Origin of the sequence: Aeromonas sp. (genome assembly GCF_050252055.1) — a bacterium.
Classification (GTDB): domain Bacteria; phylum Pseudomonadota; class Gammaproteobacteria; order Enterobacterales; family Aeromonadaceae; genus Aeromonas; species Aeromonas caviae.
In genome coordinates, this window is record NZ_JBFWLQ010000016.1 from 12,370 (window position 1) to 31,393 (window position 19,024).

A 19,024-nucleotide genomic window follows, 5' to 3' on the forward strand; every position below is an offset into this window, starting at 1 on the left:
TCACTCGCCAGCCAGCCGCACGATGCGCGCGAAGTCGGCCACCATGGCCTGCATGTCCACGTGGGGCACCTCACCCGGTGCCACTTTGGGTCGGAAGGTGGCCACCAGCTTCCCCTCGGGGTTGATCAGCACGATGGAGGCGGAGTGGTCTATCAGGTAATCCTTGCGATCCCCTTCCACGATGGAATAGACCAGCCCCAGATTGCGGACCAGAGGAAAGAGGGCACTGTGAGGTGCTGTCGCCGCCTTGAACTCGGGCTCGAAGAAGGCGGTATAGCTTTTCAGGCGGGCGCTGTCATCCCGCTGGGGATCCGCCGAGATGAATACCACCTGGCTAGTGGGGGCTATCTTCTTCAACGCCGGATAGACGCTGCGCAGATCCGCCAGCGTGGTCGGACAGACATCCGGGCAGTAGGTGTAGCCGATGAACAGAAAGCTCCAGTGTCCCGTCAGGTTGGCAGGGGTAAAGGGCTGTGCATCCGCATCCGTGAGGGTAAACGGGTTGATGTCTCGCCCCGCCGGGTAGTAATCGGCCTGTTCCGGCACCGCGGGCTGACTCCAGTAATAAGCCGCCGCAATGGCGCCGATGAACAGCAACAGCAGCAGGTAAAAGCGTGGTTTAACCATATAAAACAAAGCCTTGCTTATGTTAGAAGCCCTATGGGCAAAACCGGTAGGGGTCATTGTAACCCGCACGCCCCCGCCGCTGGCTAGTCTTGCATCCCGGCGGGAAAGCGTCTGTGCCATGGATCAGCAGCATCGGCGCCAAAACAAGAGCCCCGCTCTGGCGGGGCTCTTGTCTGTACAGGAAGAGGGATCAGGGCCGCAGCCTGTGCTGCGGCTGGGCACGTCTCAGGGGGACGCGCAGCGGGATGACGGGGGCAGTCCAGGGCTCATCCGGCAATCCGATGTCGTGATGATGGCGAAACAGACGAACCAGGCGGACAATCTTGTCTTTGGGGCACCCAAGCCAGATGGTCCAACCATCTCCCTTGTGATAGACCCAGAGCGCATAGAACCATGTCATCCGACTGCCCTTGATGAATCGGGTGATGGAAGATGCGGGCGCTGCGGCCGGCACCGGATCCCACGGCGAGCTTGAAGCCATACCTGTCCTCCTTGCTCAACAGGTCACGCTGACGGGTCTCTTTGTCCCCAACGACGAACCAACCACGGCAGCGTACTGACTGTACGAGTCCCCAGTCTGAGGCGACTCTCCCTTCTGCGCACCGACCCGGCGATCATGCATCCCTGCCATGGCGTACTGCCCGGTGCGACTCCCCCTTCCCTGATCACCGACCATGACAGGGGCCTTATCAAAGGATATATCCGAAATGCATGTCGTGCGGCGAGACTGTGCGCACAGGAAGGAGAAGCGAAAAGGTGGGGAGGGAGATGCCATCGGCAGATGAAAATGAAGAGGCCTCCCGCAGGAGGCCTCTTCATCGCATCGGATGTTTACATCCAGTCGGCGTTGCGGATTACGCCGACCGCCAGGCCCTCTATGGTGAGGTGCTGACTGGCGAGATCCACCTCGATGGGGGAGAGTTCTTCATTTTCCGGCAGCAGCCACACCTGGCTGCCCTTGCGCTGGAAGCGCTTGACGGTGACGTCCTCGTCCAGACGTGCTACCACGACCTGGCCGTTGCGTACCTCCTGGGTCTTGTGCACCGCCAGCAGGTCCCCGTCCATGATGCCGATGTTCTTCATGCTCATGCCCTGCACCCGCAGCAGGAAGTCTGCCCGCGGGTGGAACAGGGCGGGATCCACCTGGTAGTGGCTCTCGATGTGTTCCTGGGCCAGGATGGGTTCCCCGGCCGCTACCTTGCCAATCAGTGGCAGGCCGTTTTCTTCAGGCTGCACGTCCTCTTCTTCGAGCAGCAGACGAATGCCGCGGGACGTACCCGGCATGATCTCGATGACCCCTTTTTTGGCCAGGGCCTTCAGATGTTCTTCGGCCGCGTTGGCCGACTTGAAGCCAAGCTTCTGGGCAATCTCGGCGCGAGTCGGCGGCATGCCGGTCTCGTTCATGTTCGCCTTGATGAGCTCGAGTACTTCAGCCTGGCGAGGGGTAAGGGGTTTCATAGCATGGGCACCTGTCTTTTTATACAGCACACTGGCAGTATATACAGTGCTGGGGCCAAGGCAAGGCGCAACTGGCATTTGTCGCGACCCGACGCACATTTGTCCCTCCCCCTGCTCTGAAGTGCCGACTCATCGTACCTCTCGGCGACAAGCAGCCGGTGATTTGCTATGCTCACGCCGCATTTTTTTGGAGAGCAGACGCACATGTCCCTTGGACAGAAGATTTCCAGAGCCATCCTGCAATGGCCGGTCAGCGGCTTGGTCAATCACAAGAGCCTGCCGGAAAACCCCATCACCGAGCTCAAGCTGGATCCGGCCAGACCCATCGTCTATGCCCTGAAGACCAGCTCGATCACCGACCTGATGACCCTGCAACAGTGCTGCGAGGATCTCGGCCTGCCCGGCCCCTTCACGCCGCTGGAGCTGAACGGTCAGCTGCTGCCACGCTACGTCTGTCTGGACCGTCCGCCTCCCCTGTTCGGCACGCGCAACAAGCCGCTCCCCTTCCTGCAGGAGTTCCACCAGCTGCTGGACCTGCACAAGCAGGATCCGGCGCTGGACATCCAGGTAGTACCCGTCACCCTGTTCTGGGGCCGCGCCCCGGGCCGGGAAGGCGAGGAGGCCTCCGGCTGGAACATCATCAGCAGCCTGGCGCCAAACCGCCTGAAGAAGGCGCTGATCGTGATCCTGAAAGGGCGCGAGAACCTGGTGCGCTTCTCCCCGCCCCTCTCCCTGCGCTACATGGCGGACAAGCACGGCACCGACGAGGCCATCGCCCACAAGCTGGCGCGGGTGGCCCGCACCCACTTCAGCCGCCAGCAGCTGGCCGCCACCGGACCCAAGTTGCCGAACCGCAACCTGCTGTTCAAGCAACTGCTGGATTCGAGCGTGATCCAGCAGGCCATCGAGGAGGAGGCCAGACGGGAAGGGATCAGCCTGGAGAAGGCGCAAAAGCGTGCCCACGGCTACATGGACGAGATCGCCTCCAATTTCTCCTATCGGTTGATCCGCCTCGGCGAAAGCTTCCTTGGCTGGCTGTGGAACAAGCTCTATCGCGGCCTCTCGGTCAACGGAGCAGAGCAGGTGCGTCAGCTCGCCCAGGAAGGGCACGAGATCGTCTACGTCCCCTGCCATCGCAGCCACATGGATTACCTGCTGCTCTCCTACGTCATCTACCACCAGGGCATGGTGCCGCCCCACATCGCGGCGGGCATCAACCTCAACTTCTGGCCGGCGGGCCCCATCTTCCGCCACGGTGGCGCCTTCTTCATCCGCCGCACCTTCAAGGGCAATCCGCTCTACAGCACGGTATTCCGGGAGTACCTCAACCTGCTGTTCGCCAAGGGCTACTCAGTGGAGTTCTTCACCGAGGGCGGGCGTTCGCGTACCGGTCGCCTGCTGCCCCCCAAGACCGGCATGCTGGCCATGACCCTGCAGGCCATGATGCGCGGGCTGGACAGGCCGGTCACCCTAGTCCCCGTCTACCTCGGCTACGAGCACGTGATGGAGGTGAATACCTACCACAACGAACTCAAGGGGAGCCGCAAGGAGAAGGAGAGCTTCCTGCAGGTGCTCGGCATCCTGCGCAAGCTGCGCAACTATGGCCGTGGCTTCGTCAATTTCGGCGAACCACTGACCCTCAACAGCTACCTCGGCGAACATGTGCCCACCTGGAAGGAGAGCATCGGCCGGGAGGAGCGCCCCGAGTGGATGGCCTCCACCGTCAACCAGCTGGCCGAGCTGCTGATGACCCGCATCAACGATGCCGCCGCCGTCAACGGCTTGACCCTGAGTGCCCTGGCCCTGCTGGCCGCCGAGCGCCACGCCCTGACCCGGGACGAACTCCAGGCCCAGCTCAACACCTATCTGGACCTGCTCAAGCAAGTGCCCTACAGCCCGCACAGCACCATGCCGGACGAGGACGCCAGGACCCTGCTGGAGCAGGCGATGGAGCTCAACAAGTTCGAGGTGAGCGAGGACAAGCTGGGCCAGATCATCAGCCTGGACCGCTATCAGGCGATCCTGCTCACCTACTACCGCAACAACATACTGCACCTGTTCGCCATGCCCTCCCTGGTGGCGGCCCTGATCGAGCGGTGCGAGGGGATCTCCCGCAGCGAGATCGTCGCCCGCTGTGTCGACATCTACCCCCTGCTCAAGACCGAACTCTTCCTGCGCTATGAAGAGGACGAGCTGCCGGAGCTGATCGATGCCCTGCTGGCCGAGCTGCTGCGCCAGCAACTGGTCGAGGCACGCGACGGCGGCTACTGGGTCAACCCCGGCAACCAGATGCGCCTGCTGCTCTTGGCCGAAAGCATCCAGGAGACCCTGCAGCGCTACGCCATCGTGCTGACCCGCATGCTGGCCCAGCCCCACATCGAGGCGGAGCAGCTGGAAGCGGACGGCCTGATGATGGCGGAGCGCCTCGGCACCCTGCACGGCATCAACGCCCCCGAGTTCTTCGACCAGAAGCTGTTCAGCACCCTGATCCACACCCTGCGCAGCGAAGGCTATCTGGATCCGGGCTGCAAACCGGATCTCGGCCGCTTCCAGGCATTGGCCGACAACATAGTGCCGCTGCTCAGCAACAAGATCCGCCGCACCATCCAGGCGGGCAACCGGCTCTGAGGCGTCGACACCCAACAAAAAGGCCGCATCATGCGGCCTTTTTTCATCCAGGAAGGGGGGCGGGTTAGAGGTAGTGAACCATCACCCCGAGCAGCACCAGCGCCCCCACGTAGTTGTTGTTGAGGAAGGCCTGGAAGCAGGCTTCCCGCTGCCGCTCCCGGATCAGTCGCTGCTGGTAGACGAACAGCGCCGCCGCCCCCAGCAGTCCCCAGTAATAACCGGATCCCAACCCCATCAGCTGCCCGACCCCCAGCAGGATCAGCAGGGTCGCCAGTTGCAGCGCGCCGATGATCCGCTTGTCGTGACGGCCAAACAGGATGGCGCTCGATTTCAGGCCGAGCTTGAGGTCGTCATCCCTGTCCACCATGGCGTACTCGGTGTCATAGGCGATGGTCCACAGCAGGTTGGCAAGAAACAACAGCCAGGCTTCCGGCGGCAGGGCATTGGCCTGAGCCGCATAGGCCATGGGAATGGACCAGGAGAAGGCCATGCCAAGCACCAGCTGGGGGATGGGGATGAAGCGCTTCATGAAGGGGTAGCAGACCGCCAGCAGCAGACCGGCAAAGGACAGGCTGATGGTGAGCGGGTTCAACGTCAGCACCAGGGCGAACGAGAGAAGCGCCAGCACGGCGAACAGCACCAGCACTTCCCGCTCGGCGACCCGCCCCATGGGCAGCGGTCGCCCGGCGGTGCGTTTCACATGACCGTCGAAGTTGCGATCCGCATAGTCATTGATGACACAGCCGGCGGAGCGCATCAGAAAAACGCCCACCACGAACACGGTCAGGATCCAGGGGTCAGGCAGGCCACCAGCCGCCAGACAGAGCGCCCACAGGGTCGGCCACAGCAGCAGCAGGGTACCGATGGGCTTGTCGATGCGGGCCAACTGCGCATAGGCCAGTCCCCGCTCCTTGGTTAACAGCTTCACTCCAGCTCCTTATCCGATGGCAACGAATGAGACGATAGCGAGGGCAGGAAAAGTTCATGGACCAGCAGTGGCCATTGCCCCAGAAACAGGCGGGAACGACGCCCCCAGACGGTGGCGGCCGGACACCAGGGATTGCTCGCTATCTCGAAACAGGCCAGTTGCAGGTGATCCCGCCGCGCCGGTGCCCCACCGAAAATGCGCTCTCCCAGCGGCTGCTCTCCCAGATCCTGCAAACCGCCCCCCTGCAAGGCCGCTTCGGCAAACAGGGTCCAACCCAGGATGGCAGGCCCGCCATCACCGTGCAGGATCACCTCGCGGCACATGCCCACGGGGGCCGGCACCGCTACCAGCGCCTGCTCGTCCACCGTCAGCGACACGGCGCGATTGCCGAGCAGTTGCACCGAGAGATGATGATTGTAACGACGCAGGCGCCGGGTCATGGAATCGGCCTCCAGCAACCAGGGACGCAGCGCCTCGGGCGGTTCGCACTCTGCAGGCGCCCGCCACGGGACGAGCTGGACGAGGGGAACAGTCAACTCGGACTTCACAGCTTCACCATCCGGAGATTTCCGTTGTCAGGTTAAAAACCGGTTTATTATCCGTAAATCAATGGCGAATTGTAAGAACATCCGTGCTTGACGGCCCCGATGGCAGCATCAAAAATGGGGCATCCGTCGCTGCCGAGCCATCCAGATGAAGATCTTCAGAATTCTGCTGCTGTCCCTGGGGTGTACCCTCTTGAATACACAGGCCTTCGCCAACGAGGAAGAGGCCACCGATCCCGCCTCCTCCGCCGTCCAGCCGGGATTCGCCTATCACGCTCTGGATCCGGACATCATCACCAACTACCTTGGCGACGGCAAAACCCTCGGCTATGTACGGGTGACGGTAGAGCTGATGGCCACGGACGCTGCCGACCTCAAGTTGCTGGAGCAGCACGACCCCCTGATCCGCGACGCCATCATCCGGCTGATTGGCAGCAAGACGGGCGCACAGATCAAGTCCCTGGTGAACCGGGAAGAGCTGCGCAAGGAGTGTGAGGCCAAGGTCAACGAGCTGCTGGTCAAGGAGACGGGCAAGAAGGCTGTCCGCGAGCTCATCTTCACCAAATACCTGTACCAGTAACCACACCGGGAGGGGGCCTACCCCTCTCACCCGTTGCATTCACTGTCGAGGACGTCATGGGTCACAAGACGCTGTGTGAGTGGCGCCGTCACGAGATCCCCGCCGATCTCAAGACGCTGCGCAAGATTGTGCGCAAACCCAAATTCGTGTGTGGCAAGTGTGCCCGCAGCGCCAATGACAAGGATTACCTGTGCCAGCCGCTGCGGCTGAAGCATAAAGAAGGGTAGGTACCTCTTCTCACGAAGAGGTTCACGCAATATTTCAGAAGAGAGAGGAAGGCTGATTTATTGATCAGTCCAGCCATGGCGACCCTGTTCAAACAGGCGACGGGCCTGCACGTCGTTGGGACAGACGCCGCGATACTCCTCTCCCGACCGTCCTGCCAGATAGAGATGCTCGGGTCGGCAATACCAGGCCAGCCCCTTCTGGCGACCCTGCTCCCAAAGGGCAACGTCCACTTTTTCCCCGCACTGGGTCTGGTGAAAAGCCACCCGATCGCCAGCAAAACCGAGCTTGCCGTCCGCCTCTCCCACGTCGCTCCACACCTTCTCGCAAGGGTCGTCGGAGTTGGAAACACAGCCCCCGAGCAGGGCGGCACAAAACATGATGACGAGTGAGCGCATATTCATCCTTGGCGTCGTTGGAATCGTTGTTGAGCCGCTGCCTGCCTCGTACAGCGTCATTTGAGCAGTTCATTCTAACCAGCCCGCCCCGTTCTCACCAAGGGCTGCCCCCCTCGCCACACAAAAAATCGGGCGGGCACCAGGCCCGCCCTCAGGCGTTACAGGGAATCACTGATCGTCGAGAGGGTCATAGTCCTGCCAGCTCTCGTCATCCAGCTCCTCCAGCTCGTCTTCCCAGGATTCCGGCTCCCAGTCATCATCGAGATCGAAATCAGGCGTCTGCGTACCCATGCTCATTCTCCTTGGATAGTGCACCGGCCTACAAAGTCTATCCAGAATAATGGGGCTCGCCAGTGGTTCCGCTCAGAGCTTGACCAGGGTGCAGACAGCCACCTGGAGTCATGGCTCCGGTGGCATCCACGCTCTGCTCCAACCCGGTGACAGACCGGGCGAACACGTCGGCTGGCAGTTCCCGCGCAGGGCGACGGTGCACCGACCTGGCCTTCGGTCACAACGCCTTGAACATGCTTGCCTCGCCCTGTCGTGGCATCGCTCGTCAGGTGCTCTGGCGCTTTTGCAATTGAAAATCCAGGGCGAGGCTCATGCCGGCCACCTCCTCGCCCGCCAGTTGGCGCAGGATCAGCTCCGCCGCCTCCCTGCCCATCTGGTGATAGGGGATCCTGACCGAAGTCAGCGCAGGATGACAGGCGCGCGCCACATCCAGATCGTCGAAACCGGCGATGGCGAGCTTGCCCGGCACGCTCAGATGGCGGCGCTGGCATTCGAACAGCACCCCGGCCGCCAGCTCGTCGTTGACGCAGATCAGCGCATCCAGTTCGGGCCAGCGCAGCAGAAACTCCCCCAGCATGGCCGCCCCCGTGCTAAAACTCGGCAGCTCAGAGGTATTGATGATGGCGTCCGGGGAGAGGTAGTTGTCCAGCAGCGCCTTCTGCCAGCCCTGCATGCGCTGCTGCAGCATCCACTGCTCCTGGCGGGCACAGAGAAAGCCGATGTTGCGATGACCGCGCTCGATGAGGTGGCGGGTCAGCTGATAACCGGCATCGAAGTTGGAGACCCCGACGTTCATGTCGATGGGATGGCGCGCCATGGCTCCCACCTCCACCACCGGCAAGCGAGCCGCCTGCAGGCGCTGCCGGATGACCTCCCCGGGATCCCCCCCAAACAACACCACGGCGGCCGGATTGTGCTGCAGGAAATTGCTGAGCAGGCTGGCCTCCTGCTGCTTCAGGTGCTGGGCATCCCCCAGCATAATCTGATAGCCCTCGGCGAGCAGGGTCTGCTGCAGCCCGGCAATCATGTCACCGCAGGCGCGCTCTGCCAGGCTGGGGACGATGACCACTATGGTCTGGGAGGTAGCGGATGCCAGCGCCCCCGCCGCCCGGTTCGGGATATAGCCGAGTTCATCCACCGCCGCCTCGATGCGCTCGCGCATCTTGTCGGACACCAGCTCGGGGGTGCGCAGGGCGCGCGACACCGTCATGGCTCCCACGCCAGCCAACTGGGCCACGTCGTTGAGGGTCACCCGACCCGTGCTGCGGCGTTTTTTCGCTTCTGACATCCTTTCCCTTCCTCGGCATGCGGGCATTCACTTTAAGGCAAAAGCGGGGCACTGACTATTTGCTCAAACCGGATTTTACCTTCTTTGAGGCCGATAAGGGGCAGGATGAATCCCTCCTGTGAGAGAAATGATAGCGCTATCACAGATCAATGTTAGCGCTATCTGGTAGCGCTAACTTTCGGGATCAAGCTCACAGTTATCAAGGGGCAAGATCGCTAGATTGGCGCCATCCTATCCAGCCCGGACACTGCCATGCTGACCCAATTGCTGACCGAGGAGGTCATTTCCATCGAAGCGGGCGCCCGCGACTGGCGCCACGCCATCGAGCTGGCCACCGCCCCCCTGCTGGCCAACGGCACCATAGAGCCCTCCTATGTGGCGGCGCTCTATCGCTCCCACGAGGAGCTCGGCCCCTACTACGTGCTGGGACCGGGCCTGGCCATGCCCCACGCCCGCCCGGAAGACGGCGTCAACCGGTTGGGACTGGCGCTGACCGTGCTGAAAGAGGGGGTCAACTTCGGCTCCGAGGGCAACGACCCGGTGCGGCTGCTGGTCACCCTGGCCGCCAGCGACAGCAACTCCCACGTGGAGACCATCGCCCAGCTGGCCGAGCTGTTCATGAATGAAGAAGACGTGGCGGCCATCATGGCGGCCACCAGCAAAGACGACATCTTGCGCATCCTGGCGCGTTATTGAGTGGCGCCCTGCGCCCGACAGAGGAAGAGAGCATGAAAATTCTGGTTGTATGCGGACACGGCCTGGGCACCAGCCTGATGATGGAGATGAGCATCAAGAGCATTCTCAAGGAGCTGGCCGTGACGGCCGAGGTGGATCACCGGGATCTCGCCTCCGCCGGCAGCGAGAGCGCCGAGATCTTTGTCGCCACCCGCGACATCGCCGAACAGCTGGTCAGCATGGGTGTCAACGGTCGGCTGGTATCGCTGGACAACATGGTCGACAAGGCCGCCATGAAAGAAAAACTCGCCATCGCCCTGCGCGAGCTGGGCGCACTCTAACCCCTTTGCGACTGTCTGGGCGGCTGGTGAGCCGCCGCTTCCATCTGCTTGGAGCTGACCATGGAATTTTTCAATTTTCTGATGTTTGACGTGCTGTCGGAGCCGGCCGTGCTGGTTGGCCTCATCGCCCTCATCGGCCTGATCGCCCAGAAGAAACCGGTGACCGAGTGCATCAAAGGCACGGTCAAGACCATCATGGGCTTCGTCATCCTGGGGGCTGGCGCCACCCTGGTGGTGAACTCCCTTGGCGACTTCGCCACCATCTTCCAGCACGCCTTCGGCATCAAGGGGGTGGTGCCCAACAACGAGGCGATCGTCTCCATCGCCCAGCAGTCATTCGGCAAGGAGATGGCGATGATCATGTTCTTCGCCATGCTGGTGAATATCCTGATCGCCCGGCTCACCCCGTGGAAATTCATCTTCCTGACCGGTCACCACACCCTGTTCATGTCGATGATGGTAGCGGCCATCCTCTCCGCCGGCGGCATGAGCGGCATCCCGCTCATCGCGGTGGGCAGCCTGGTGGTCGGCGTGACCATGGTGCTGTTCCCGGCCCTCGCCCACCCCTACATGAAGCAGATCACCGGCTCCGATGACGTGGCACTCGGCCACTTCTCCACCTGCTCCTACGTGCTGGCCGGCTGGATCGGCGCCAAGTTCGGCAACAAGGCCCACAGCAGCGAAGAGGTGCAGGTGCCCAAGAGCCTGCTGTTCCTGCGCGATACCCCGGTGGCCATCTCCTTCACCATGGGCATCATCTTCCTCATCACCTCCGCCTTCGCCGGCCCCGAGTTCGTCGCCAGCGTCGCCAAGGGCAAGCACTGGTTCATGTTCTCCCTGATGCAGTCCATCACCTTCGCCGCCGGTGTCTACGTCATCCTGCAGGGGGTGCGGATGGTCATCGCCGAAATCGTGCCGGCCTTCAAGGGGATCTCCGACAAGCTGGTGCCCAACGCCAAGCCGGCGCTCGACTGCCCCATCGTCTTCCCCTACGCCCCCAATGCGGTGCTGATCGGCTTCCTGTCGAGCTTTGCCGCCGGTCTGGTAGGCATGGTGCTGCTCTACCTGCTGGGGCTCACCGTCATCATTCCGGGCGTGGTGCCGCACTTCTTCGTCGGCGCGGCGGCCGGGGTGTTCGGCAACGCCACCGGCGGTCGTCGCGGCGCTCTACTCGGTGCCTTCGCCAACGGCCTGCTGATCACCTTCCTGCCGGTGTTCCTGCTGCCGGTGCTGGGTGATCTCGGCTTTGCCAACACCACCTTCAGCGATGCCGACTTCGGCGTGGTGGGGATCCTGCTCGGCCTCATCGTACGCTGATCACTCTTCCCCATCGGGGGCATGGCCAGCGGTGCCATGCCCCCGCTCATCTTCCCGCACAGCCAGCCGGGCCCCACCAGCCCGAACAACGTCGAAAATATGTGCAAACACAGTGCGTTGGATCGGATTTTCACCCCATAGCGGCAGCATCTGACAGGGGAGTGCGATATGCTGATGCGCTGACGTTCAACCCGACCTCGCTCGAGGCCCTTTCCATGAAATACCTGGTAGTACAAACCAAACAGATAGGAGATGTGCTGATCTCCACCGCACTGTGCAACAACCTCAAGCAGCACGACCCTGCCGGGGAAGTTCACTATCTGGTCATGGATTACTGCGCGGGCATGGCAGAGGGAAACCCCAACATCGATCGGTTAATCGTCATCGAGAAGGCGCGCCGCAACGAGTGGTGCTACATGAAGGATTTGCTGCTGGACATTCGCCGCGAACGCTACGATGTGGTGATCAACAGCCAGGGCCAGATGATAGGCCTGCTCACCTGCCTCTTCTCAGGCGCCCGCCTGCGGATCGGTTTCGACTCCTTCCCATGGCGCCTGGGCCACAACCGCATCGTGCGCTTTCGCCATGACACCGAGCATCAGGGCAACAGCACCCTGGTGGACGACCGGTTTTCACTGCTCAAGCCCCTCGGCCTCGCCAGGGAGGATCGCAACTACTACCTCTGGCTGAGTGAAGAAGAGAAACAACAAGGAAGGGATGCCCTGCTGGCCGCTGGCGTCGACCCGACCCGGCCACTCATCGCCATGGGAGTGAACTCCCTCGGGCATTACAAGCGCTGGCCCATCGACTGCTTCGCCAAGGTCGCCCAGTGGCTCATCGAGGAGCACAATGCCCAGATCCTGGTCTATTGCGGACCGGGGGAAGAGGAGTACAACCGGGGGCTGAAGCCGCTGCTGCCAGAGGCGTTGCAGGCCAGCGTGTTTGACCATGTTCAGACCCGCTCGGTACGGGAGCTGGTGGGGCTCTTCGCCCATTGCCAGCTCTTCGTCGGCAATGACACCGGACCGCGGCACATGGCGCAGGCGCTGGATATCCCTCTGCTCACCATCGTCTCTCCCCTCGGACACTCCGCCATTGCCAATCCCGTCTCTCATCCCCGTTACCGCTTCGTCGACACGGGTCGTCAGGATCCGCAGCAGGAAGTGCGCGAGGTACAAATGCAGCTGGATCAGCTCTGGAGTCAAGTCACACCCGTCACCGGCAAGCAGGCAGATGGAGACATGGCTCCCCTGCCCACTGTCTAGCACGGTGATGCCATATCGCCGTCATTTGCGCAGGCGGAAGAACTCCTTCTGCCATTCATAGAGATACCCTGACCAGCCTTTGGCCTTGGCACGCAGGAACACAAGACCGGATGAGCGTTTCCAGCTGTGCTGGAACCAGTGGGTCATGTAGCGCTCTGCCGCCGGCTCGAAATGAATCTCCTCCCCCTGGTAGTTGTAGAAATAGTGCACGGGGGCGATCAGGGCGGTATCCCCTGATGATGCCAGCTTCTCCGAGACCAGGTGTGTCATTATCTCCGGCCCCATGTACATGGGAGAGGACATGATTTCCTGTTCATAGAAGCGCACCAGTTCGGACAGCATGGCCGAATCTTGTCTGGCGTAGATGACCGCGGTGCCGATCAGCCGATCGGATTCGTAGCCAACGCCAAAGGCCACGGACTCGAAGAGCGGGAAGGGATCCTGGTTGATGGTGACATCGGTATCCAGATACAGACCCCCTTCCTGAGCGAGGATCTTGAGCCGCAGGTAATCGGTCACGAAGGCCAGCAGGCCTCGCCGGTAGCACTCCCGGGCAAAGGTGCACTCCTGTATCCAGCGTTTGACCTGCGGATCCGTGTCCAGCCAGAGCTTGTAGTCGTAACCCTGCTTGCGCCAGTCATCGATGCACACGTGCGCCAGAGGAGGCAAGCGGCTGCCGAGCCAGATGGCGTGAATGGTTCTGTTGGTCGCACTCATGCCTTGCCCCCCGCCTGTTTCATGTTCCACAGGGCCATCCTGACGAAGCGGTAGAAGCGATAGAGTTCACGGGTCAACTTGAATCCCAGCGGAACTTTCTTCAGCACGACCTGATTCTGGATGTCGCTGCCCATGTCCCGCGGACTGTAGATGGCATAGGGAATCAGGCCGGTACAGATGAGCCCGGTGCGATAGGACTCACCGATGAAGTTGTCGACCGAACAGAGCCACCGCTGGCTGTGGGCCAGCAACCGGCGGGCCCCTTGGGGAGAGATGCTGTATCCCGTGGTCCAGCACGAGTTGTTGTGCCAGAACATGAGCTGCATGTTGTCCACTGTAGTCAGGGCCGTGGCGGTACCGATCTGGGGTTCCACCTTCACGTACTCGTACTGTTCATGGATCTTCGGCAGGGTACCCACCACCTCTTCAAAATACTGGGTGGGTAGGAAATCGTCTTCCAGGATGAGGATGGGCTCGTCGAGCTCGACACACTTCTCCCACAGCAGATAGTGGCTGGCATAGCACCCCTTTTCCCCGGGCGTCAGCGGTCTGCTGCGAAACCGGATCCTGTGCTGATCATCCGGCAGGGCCTGCAGCCGCTCGGGCAGCCCCTCAAAACCGTTCACTGCGCTGAAAAATTCGAAGGGGATGCCTCTGGCAGAGAGCACAGACTCGACACGACTGCGCCGCTCGACGGCCCTGTCCAGACTAATGACGTAAATTTTCATGACCTTCCTTTCCAAGCCTGTTCAGTTCCCAATGCAATGCGGTCGAGTAGATGGCGCCCATGAAGACGCTGAATACCCACTGCCCGGAACGCATGTAGAAGAATGATTCGAAGTTGTTGATGATGAGCCAATAGAGGATGAAGGAGATGGCCAGCATCTTGATGAAACGGGACGAAACCGGACAGCACAGCACCTGGCGGAGCACCGAGAAAAGTGTGCCATACAACACCAGGAAACCGGCTACCCCCCAGCACACCAGTGTTTCCATGTTGGAGTTGTGCAGGTGACGAAACTCCCGGGTAATGTAGTCAGGCAGCGTCTTGGAGAGGGTGATCACCAACGACTGGCTGCCATAGCCTGTCCCGAAGAAGGGGTGAGCCAGGAACCACTGGATGGCCTCCAGCCAGGTCTTCAATCGCACCCCGATGCTGAAGTCCCGTACCTCGTTCCAGTTACCCGTCAGGATGGCATGCACATCCCCCTGATGCACGAAGCCGGCCAGCAACCGCTCCCGGATGAACGAAACCTGATACAGCGCCAGCATGGTCATCAGCAAGATGGCGTAGGTCAACACCACCTTGCGCCTTGGCCAATGCTCTCCTCCCCCCAGCAAGGGGAGGATGGCCAGCGAAGCCGAGATCGCCAGCCAGGACTGACGGGACTGCAGAATGACGGAGAAGACCCCGAACAACAGGATACCAAGCAGGATCCCGGCATTGCCCAGCGACAGCTTCCTGAATTTCGATGTAAGCAACAAGAGCACAAAAAACAGGAAGCAGGCACCCGCGATCAGGGAGCCGTGCTGGGCATTGCGGTAATTGAAATCTACCCTGGCCCCATCAAGACCTGTCTCCACGATGGAGAAGAAGGAGGAGTGATAGGCAAAGGTGAAAATGACACCGAGGCAGAAGGTCAGCAGGGTGATGACAATCCGGCGCGGGTCCCCCTTCAGCCAGTAGGCGAGACCAAGGAAGAAGAAGAGGTATGCCATCGACTTCACAGAAGGGTATTTGAGGGCATAGTCGGGCACGAACTGTCTGGATGCGACCCAGCTCAGGCTCTGTACCACCAGGGCCAGACAGAGCAGTTGAAAGATCCTGTTCCTTGTAAAGAAGGCCCTCTCCACATAGAAGGCCATCAGGGTGGCCAACACTATGATGGTCTGGCAGACGTCGGCGATCAGCTGAATCGAATCCTTGAACAGGGTGTAACCCAGAATATTCAGGAAGATGAAGTTGCCGAACGCCTGGCCGTGAAAGATGCGGAGAAAATCGTCACTCGTCGATGAGTCATGATCTGTCATACGGAGCAAGGTGTATTCCCTGTCAGGTTTTTCGGAAGACATAGTTGCCACGGATCTTGCGCCACAGGCCGAACATGTCGGTGCGGGGGAAGATGGCGATCCGGCGGATCTGGAACGGATCCCGGTGCATGGCTCTGGGGCCGCTGTTGGTGGCCACAGCATAGCGATAACCGGCGGCAACGGCCTGGGCTTTTGCACTGTCGTTCAGATCCCCGTAAGGATAGGCAAACGAGATCAGGGGATGGCCGAGCAACTGCTCCAGCCAGGCCTTGTTGGCCTGGATCTGGTGGGCCTGCTCCTCTGGGGGGAGCGTGCTCAGGCGGGGGTGAGTCAGGGTATGACCCCCGATCTCCACATGACCGGAGGCCACCAGCGCCTTGATTTCGTCCGGGTTCATCAGGGTCACCGGGGTATCGGGGTGCGTCGGGTGCTCCACATCCCAGCGATTGTGATCCTCACCGGTCACCACATAGACCACCGCCTTGTAACCATACTTTTCCAGCAGCGGCAGCATGCGGGTGAGGTTGTCCCGATAGCCGTCGTCCACGGTGATCATCAGGTACTTCTTGCCGTATTGCAGCCGGTGGATGAACCCGTTCTCCGCCAGGTCGGCAAATGTCAGCGTCTCGTAGCCCAGCCACTTCATCAGCTTGAGGTGCTTCTCGAACATGGCGACCGTGAGCCAGGTGCCATGCACTCCCTTTTCGCTCTCGTGCTCGATGAAGCGGTGATACATGATGACCGGCATCTCCCGGCGCAGGGTCTCGACCACGGCATCCTGATAGACGGATTCCAGCCCGGTCACGACGCCTTGCAAATCATACTCTTGCAGGATCCGTTGACGCACTGGGTCTGGCACCACCTTGGAGGCTAGCGCCGAAGGGATCTGCGCCTTCAGACCAGCAAAGTCGATGGCCAGATCCCTGGGGCCGATGTCGCCGAAGTTGCTGGCAAGCGCCTCGTCCAGATTCTGCTCCGTCACCAGACCGATGGCCCTGGCTTCGCCGATGGCAAACGCCGGACGACCGCACAGCAGCGCCTCCATCGCCACCCGACCGGCACCGATCACCAGATCGCAGCCCGCCATCAGGGCGGGCACATCGTCCACATAACCGACGAAGTCGACCTTGTCCTGAAAACGGGCAAAACGCGCCGGCACCTGGGTGCCGCTGACGATGCGCACCCGGCAGGCTTCCAGATCCAGCACCTCGTCCAGCAACCGGTAGCAGAGCTCCCCCTTGGGACCGCTCAGCCGACCAATGATGGCGATCACCGGCTTGTCGTTGTCCGGTATCGGCACGGGCTGGAACTTGTCGGTCTCGATGCCGTTGCGCAGCACCTGCACCATGGCCGGGTCCACCCCCAGGTTGTCGATGATCTGGCTGGCGATATCCTCGCACACTGCCACCGCCCGATAGCCCAGCGCATGGAATGCCTTGCGGGAGGCGTGTACCGGCTGGCGCCCGTGCACCGTGGTGATCATGGGGGTGCCGGTCAGCTTGCAGGCGACGTAGCTGCTCCAGCCCGAGGCGCGCGAATGGGCATGTACAAGCTGGATCCTGTGCTTGCGGATCAGATAGATGAGATAGAAGACGTGCCAGAAGCGGCGCAGGATGCTGCGCTTGTTGAAGCGCAACCGAAAGACCGGTCCCAGAGTCGGTTTGGTCAGGGTGTCAGAGACGTAGAAAACCTGGTGGCCACGGCGGGTCAGCTCGTTGCCGACCGTGGTGGCATAGACCTCCGCGCCCGTCACTTCGAGCTGGGAGAGAGCCATCAATATGTTCATGCAAGCGCATCCGATCGACGGGTGGCCAGAGCCACCCGCCAGAGAGGGATCAAGCCCGGTTCAACCAGGCCATGTAATCGGCCACGCCTTCGGCCACAGTCTTGAACTCGCCGTCATAGCCGACGCCGCGCAACTTGGTGAGATCCGCCTGGGTGAAGCTCTGGTAGCGACCCTTGAGGTGATCCGGGAAGGGAATGTATTCGATGGCGCCTTTCTGGTGATGCCTGATCACGGCTTCCGCCACGTTCTGGAACGGCTCGGCACGGCCGGTGCCGCAGTTGAAGATGCCGGAGTGCTGCGGATTCTGCCAGAACCAGAGGTTCACCTTGCAGACGTCGTCCACGTAGATGAAGTCGCGCATCTGGCCGCCATCCGGGAAGCCGTCACAGCCCTCGAACAGCTTGGGATTGTCACCCTGCTTCACCTGGGTATTGAGGTGGAAGGCCACGGACGCCATGGAGCCCTTGTGCTGCTCGCGGGGACCATAGACGTTGAAGTACTTGAGACCCACCACCTGGGAGTTGATCTCCGGCATCCAGCGACGCACGTACTGATCGAACAGCTGCTTGGAGTAGCCGTAGACGTTGAGGGGCTGCTCGAACCTCGGGTCTTCGATGAAGTTGTCGTTGCGCCCGCCATAGGTCGCGGCGGAAGAGGCGTAGATGAAGGGGATTTCCCGTTCGATGCAGTAGTGGAACAGATCCTTGGAGTACTCGTAGTTGACCTCCATGATGAACTTGCCGTTCCACTCGGTGGTCGCGGAGCAGGCGCCTTCGTGGAAGATCACCTCGATGCCGTCATCCCACTCCTCGAATTCGTCACCGGAGACGATCCGCGCCTGGAACTCGTCCTTGTCCATGTAGTCGGCGATGGTGAGGTCGACCAGGTTGACGAACTTGGTGCCGTCGGTCAGGTCATCGATGACCACGATATCGGTCCGTCCTTGAGCGTTCAGCTGCTTGACCAGATTGCTGCCGATAAAGCCAGCACCGCCAGTTACTACGATCATGGAGTTTGCCTCGCGTACGTTGTGGCCCCGTGTGACTGCCTGTTAAAGCTGTGTATAGTGGGCCAATTTGAAATTGCCGAAAAGTTTATCACGGGCCGCAAGGGGATTCGACCTCGATGACTTTTCCCCTTCGGGCCCGGCAGAGGGACCAGCGATGAAGACCAGAGACAGGATCATCCACAGCGCCACCGAGCTGTTCAACGATCAGGGCGAGCGCAACATCACCACCAACCACATTGCCGCACACCTTGGCATCAGCCCGGGCAACCTTTACTACCACTTCAGAAACAAAGAAGACATCATCCACTCCATCTTCGATCAGTACGCCCGCCACCTGAGCGACAGCTTCACTCCGATCCGCAGCAGCGAGATCCGGCTGGAGGATCTGATGGGCTACCTGGATGCCATCTTCTATTTGATGTGGCAGTTCCGCTTCTTCTACGCGAATCTGCCGGACATCCTGAGTCGCGACGAGCTGCTGCAGCAGAAATACCTCAAGGCACAGGAGCAGCTCCGTGCCACCGTGGAGACGCTGCTCAGAAGCCTGCGCGAAGGCGGCATCATCGCCGTCAGCGATGAAGACCTGCCGGATCTCGGCCAGACCATCAAGATGGTCGTCACCTGCTGGATCCCGTTCCAGATCGCCCAGGCCCCGGCCACCCGCATCACCAAACCCCTGCTCTACCAGGGGGTCTTGCGGGTGCTGTTTTTGCTGCGCCCCTACGTGCAGCCACAGGTGGCCCCCCAGATACATCAACTGGAGCAACATTATCACCAACTGGCCCAACCAGCCGGGTGAGATCTGTTTCACAATTGTTGATTATCAGCATAAAAATTTGAATTTATACGCAGGGATTACAGTAAAATGTTGCCCATTCTAGGGTCTGTCGGCGTTTCGTCGCGACCGTGACGACG

The 19,024-nt window shown here is 61.0% G+C and carries 21 protein-coding genes; 8 read left to right on the top strand and 13 right to left on the bottom strand.

From position 1 onward, the window contains the following. The 3 genes from AB7E19_RS20400 to lexA form a co-directional block, all read right to left on the bottom strand. Window positions 1-627, bottom strand: a complete 627-nt coding sequence (locus tag AB7E19_RS20400; protein WP_045522510.1) for an SCO family protein — start codon at window positions 625-627, stop codon at window positions 1-3. Between the two features lie 190 nt (window positions 628-817). Next, a complete protein-coding gene (locus AB7E19_RS20405; protein WP_427936407.1) occupies window positions 818-1,108 on the bottom strand; it encodes a hypothetical protein in 291 nt (96 codons plus the stop codon). Between the two features lie 350 nt (window positions 1,109-1,458). Then, entirely contained in the window at window positions 1,459-2,085 is a 627-nt protein-coding gene (gene lexA / locus AB7E19_RS20410; protein WP_010672444.1) for a transcriptional repressor LexA, read from the bottom strand. Between the two features lie 204 nt (window positions 2,086-2,289). Here lexA and plsB point away from each other — a divergent pair, with 204 nt between their 5' ends. Continuing rightward, window positions 2,290-4,713 carry a glycerol-3-phosphate 1-O-acyltransferase PlsB gene (gene plsB, locus AB7E19_RS20415; protein ID WP_010672443.1) on the top strand — a complete coding sequence of 808 codons (2,424 nt, stop codon included), beginning with the start codon at window positions 2,290-2,292 and terminating at the stop codon, window positions 4,711-4,713. A gap of 64 nt (window positions 4,714-4,777) precedes the next feature. Here the strand turns inward: plsB and ubiA are convergent, their stop codons facing one another. Further along, the gene (gene ubiA, locus AB7E19_RS20420; protein ID WP_010672442.1) at window positions 4,778-5,641 is read right to left on the bottom strand and encodes a 4-hydroxybenzoate octaprenyltransferase; all 864 of its coding nucleotides are present in this window, start codon (window positions 5,639-5,641) and stop codon (window positions 4,778-4,780) included. Further along, window positions 5,638-6,189 carry a chorismate--pyruvate lyase family protein gene (locus tag AB7E19_RS20425; protein WP_202043486.1) on the bottom strand — a complete coding sequence of 184 codons (552 nt, stop codon included), beginning with the start codon at window positions 6,187-6,189 and terminating at the stop codon, window positions 5,638-5,640. The genes ubiA and AB7E19_RS20425 overlap by 4 nt, the downstream gene beginning before the upstream one ends. Window positions 6,190-6,334: 145 nt before the next feature. Here AB7E19_RS20425 and AB7E19_RS20430 point away from each other — a divergent pair, with 145 nt between their 5' ends. Together AB7E19_RS20430 and AB7E19_RS20435 are read left to right on the top strand one after the other, a co-directional pair. Then, window positions 6,335-6,766: a flagellar basal body-associated FliL family protein gene (locus AB7E19_RS20430; protein WP_010672440.1), complete on the top strand. Its 432-nt coding sequence runs from the start codon at window positions 6,335-6,337 to the stop codon at window positions 6,764-6,766. 56 nt (window positions 6,767-6,822) lie between these two features. Further along, window positions 6,823-6,993: a hypothetical protein gene (locus AB7E19_RS20435; protein WP_010672439.1), complete on the top strand. Its 171-nt coding sequence runs from the start codon at window positions 6,823-6,825 to the stop codon at window positions 6,991-6,993. Between the two features lie 57 nt (window positions 6,994-7,050). Here the strand turns inward: AB7E19_RS20435 and AB7E19_RS20440 are convergent, their stop codons facing one another. From AB7E19_RS20440 to AB7E19_RS20450, 3 genes are all read right to left on the bottom strand, one after another. Beyond that, the gene (locus AB7E19_RS20440) at window positions 7,051-7,395 is read right to left on the bottom strand and encodes a DUF2799 domain-containing protein (protein WP_080944131.1); all 345 of its coding nucleotides are present in this window, start codon (window positions 7,393-7,395) and stop codon (window positions 7,051-7,053) included. 162 nt (window positions 7,396-7,557) lie between these two features. Next, complete coding sequence (locus AB7E19_RS20445) at window positions 7,558-7,680, bottom strand: hypothetical protein (RefSeq protein WP_010672437.1); 123 nt, start codon at window positions 7,678-7,680, stop codon at window positions 7,558-7,560. A gap of 265 nt (window positions 7,681-7,945) precedes the next feature. Beyond that, complete coding sequence (locus AB7E19_RS20450; RefSeq protein WP_041212112.1) at window positions 7,946-8,968, bottom strand: LacI family DNA-binding transcriptional regulator; 1,023 nt, start codon at window positions 8,966-8,968, stop codon at window positions 7,946-7,948. A gap of 252 nt (window positions 8,969-9,220) precedes the next feature. Between AB7E19_RS20450 and AB7E19_RS20455 the strand changes: the two genes are divergently transcribed. The 4 genes from AB7E19_RS20455 (at window position 9,221) to AB7E19_RS20470 (ending at window position 12,566) form a co-directional block, all read left to right on the top strand. Next, window positions 9,221-9,664, top strand: a complete 444-nt coding sequence (locus AB7E19_RS20455) for a PTS sugar transporter subunit IIA (RefSeq protein ID WP_005307534.1) — start codon at window positions 9,221-9,223, stop codon at window positions 9,662-9,664. Between the two features lie 32 nt (window positions 9,665-9,696). Then, on the top strand, window positions 9,697-9,984 hold the full coding sequence (locus AB7E19_RS20460) for a PTS sugar transporter subunit IIB (protein WP_042879175.1): 288 nt from the start codon (window positions 9,697-9,699) through the stop codon (window positions 9,982-9,984). Window positions 9,985-10,044: 60 nt separating this feature from the next. Then, complete coding sequence (locus tag AB7E19_RS20465; RefSeq protein ID WP_011704190.1) at window positions 10,045-11,301, top strand: PTS ascorbate transporter subunit IIC; 1,257 nt, start codon at window positions 10,045-10,047, stop codon at window positions 11,299-11,301. A gap of 215 nt (window positions 11,302-11,516) precedes the next feature. After that, window positions 11,517-12,566: a glycosyltransferase family 9 protein gene (locus tag AB7E19_RS20470; RefSeq protein ID WP_322131704.1), complete on the top strand. Its 1,050-nt coding sequence runs from the start codon at window positions 11,517-11,519 to the stop codon at window positions 12,564-12,566. 21 nt (window positions 12,567-12,587) lie between these two features. Here AB7E19_RS20470 and AB7E19_RS20475 read toward each other — a convergent pair whose 3' ends face one another. From AB7E19_RS20475 to rfaD, 5 genes are read right to left on the bottom strand one after another with little or no spacing between them, the layout of a single operon-like run. Continuing rightward, on the bottom strand, window positions 12,588-13,283 hold the full coding sequence (locus AB7E19_RS20475) for a glycosyltransferase family 32 protein (RefSeq protein ID WP_262000069.1): 696 nt from the start codon (window positions 13,281-13,283) through the stop codon (window positions 12,588-12,590). Further along, a complete protein-coding gene (locus AB7E19_RS20480; protein ID WP_042864640.1) occupies window positions 13,280-14,011 on the bottom strand; it encodes a glycosyltransferase family 25 protein in 732 nt (243 codons plus the stop codon). The genes AB7E19_RS20475 and AB7E19_RS20480 overlap by 4 nt, the downstream gene beginning before the upstream one ends. Next, window positions 13,992-15,314, bottom strand: coding sequence for an O-antigen ligase family protein (locus tag AB7E19_RS20485; protein ID WP_045522532.1), 1,323 nt, complete (start codon window positions 15,312-15,314; stop codon window positions 13,992-13,994). Before AB7E19_RS20485 ends, AB7E19_RS20480 begins: the two co-directional genes overlap by 20 nt. A 22-nt stretch (window positions 15,315-15,336) precedes the next feature. After that, window positions 15,337-17,100 carry a polysaccharide deacetylase family protein gene (locus AB7E19_RS20490; RefSeq protein ID WP_324037433.1) on the bottom strand — a complete coding sequence of 588 codons (1,764 nt, stop codon included), beginning with the start codon at window positions 17,098-17,100 and terminating at the stop codon, window positions 15,337-15,339. A gap of 49 nt (window positions 17,101-17,149) precedes the next feature. Then, window positions 17,150-18,109: an ADP-glyceromanno-heptose 6-epimerase gene (gene rfaD, locus AB7E19_RS20495; RefSeq protein ID WP_039041134.1), complete on the bottom strand. Its 960-nt coding sequence runs from the start codon at window positions 18,107-18,109 to the stop codon at window positions 17,150-17,152. A 154-nt stretch (window positions 18,110-18,263) separates the two neighbouring features. Between rfaD and AB7E19_RS20500 the strand changes: the two genes are divergently transcribed. Continuing rightward, entirely contained in the window at window positions 18,264-18,908 is a 645-nt protein-coding gene (locus tag AB7E19_RS20500) for a TetR/AcrR family transcriptional regulator (RefSeq protein WP_010672429.1), read from the top strand. Window positions 18,909-19,024 lie beyond the last annotated feature (116 nt).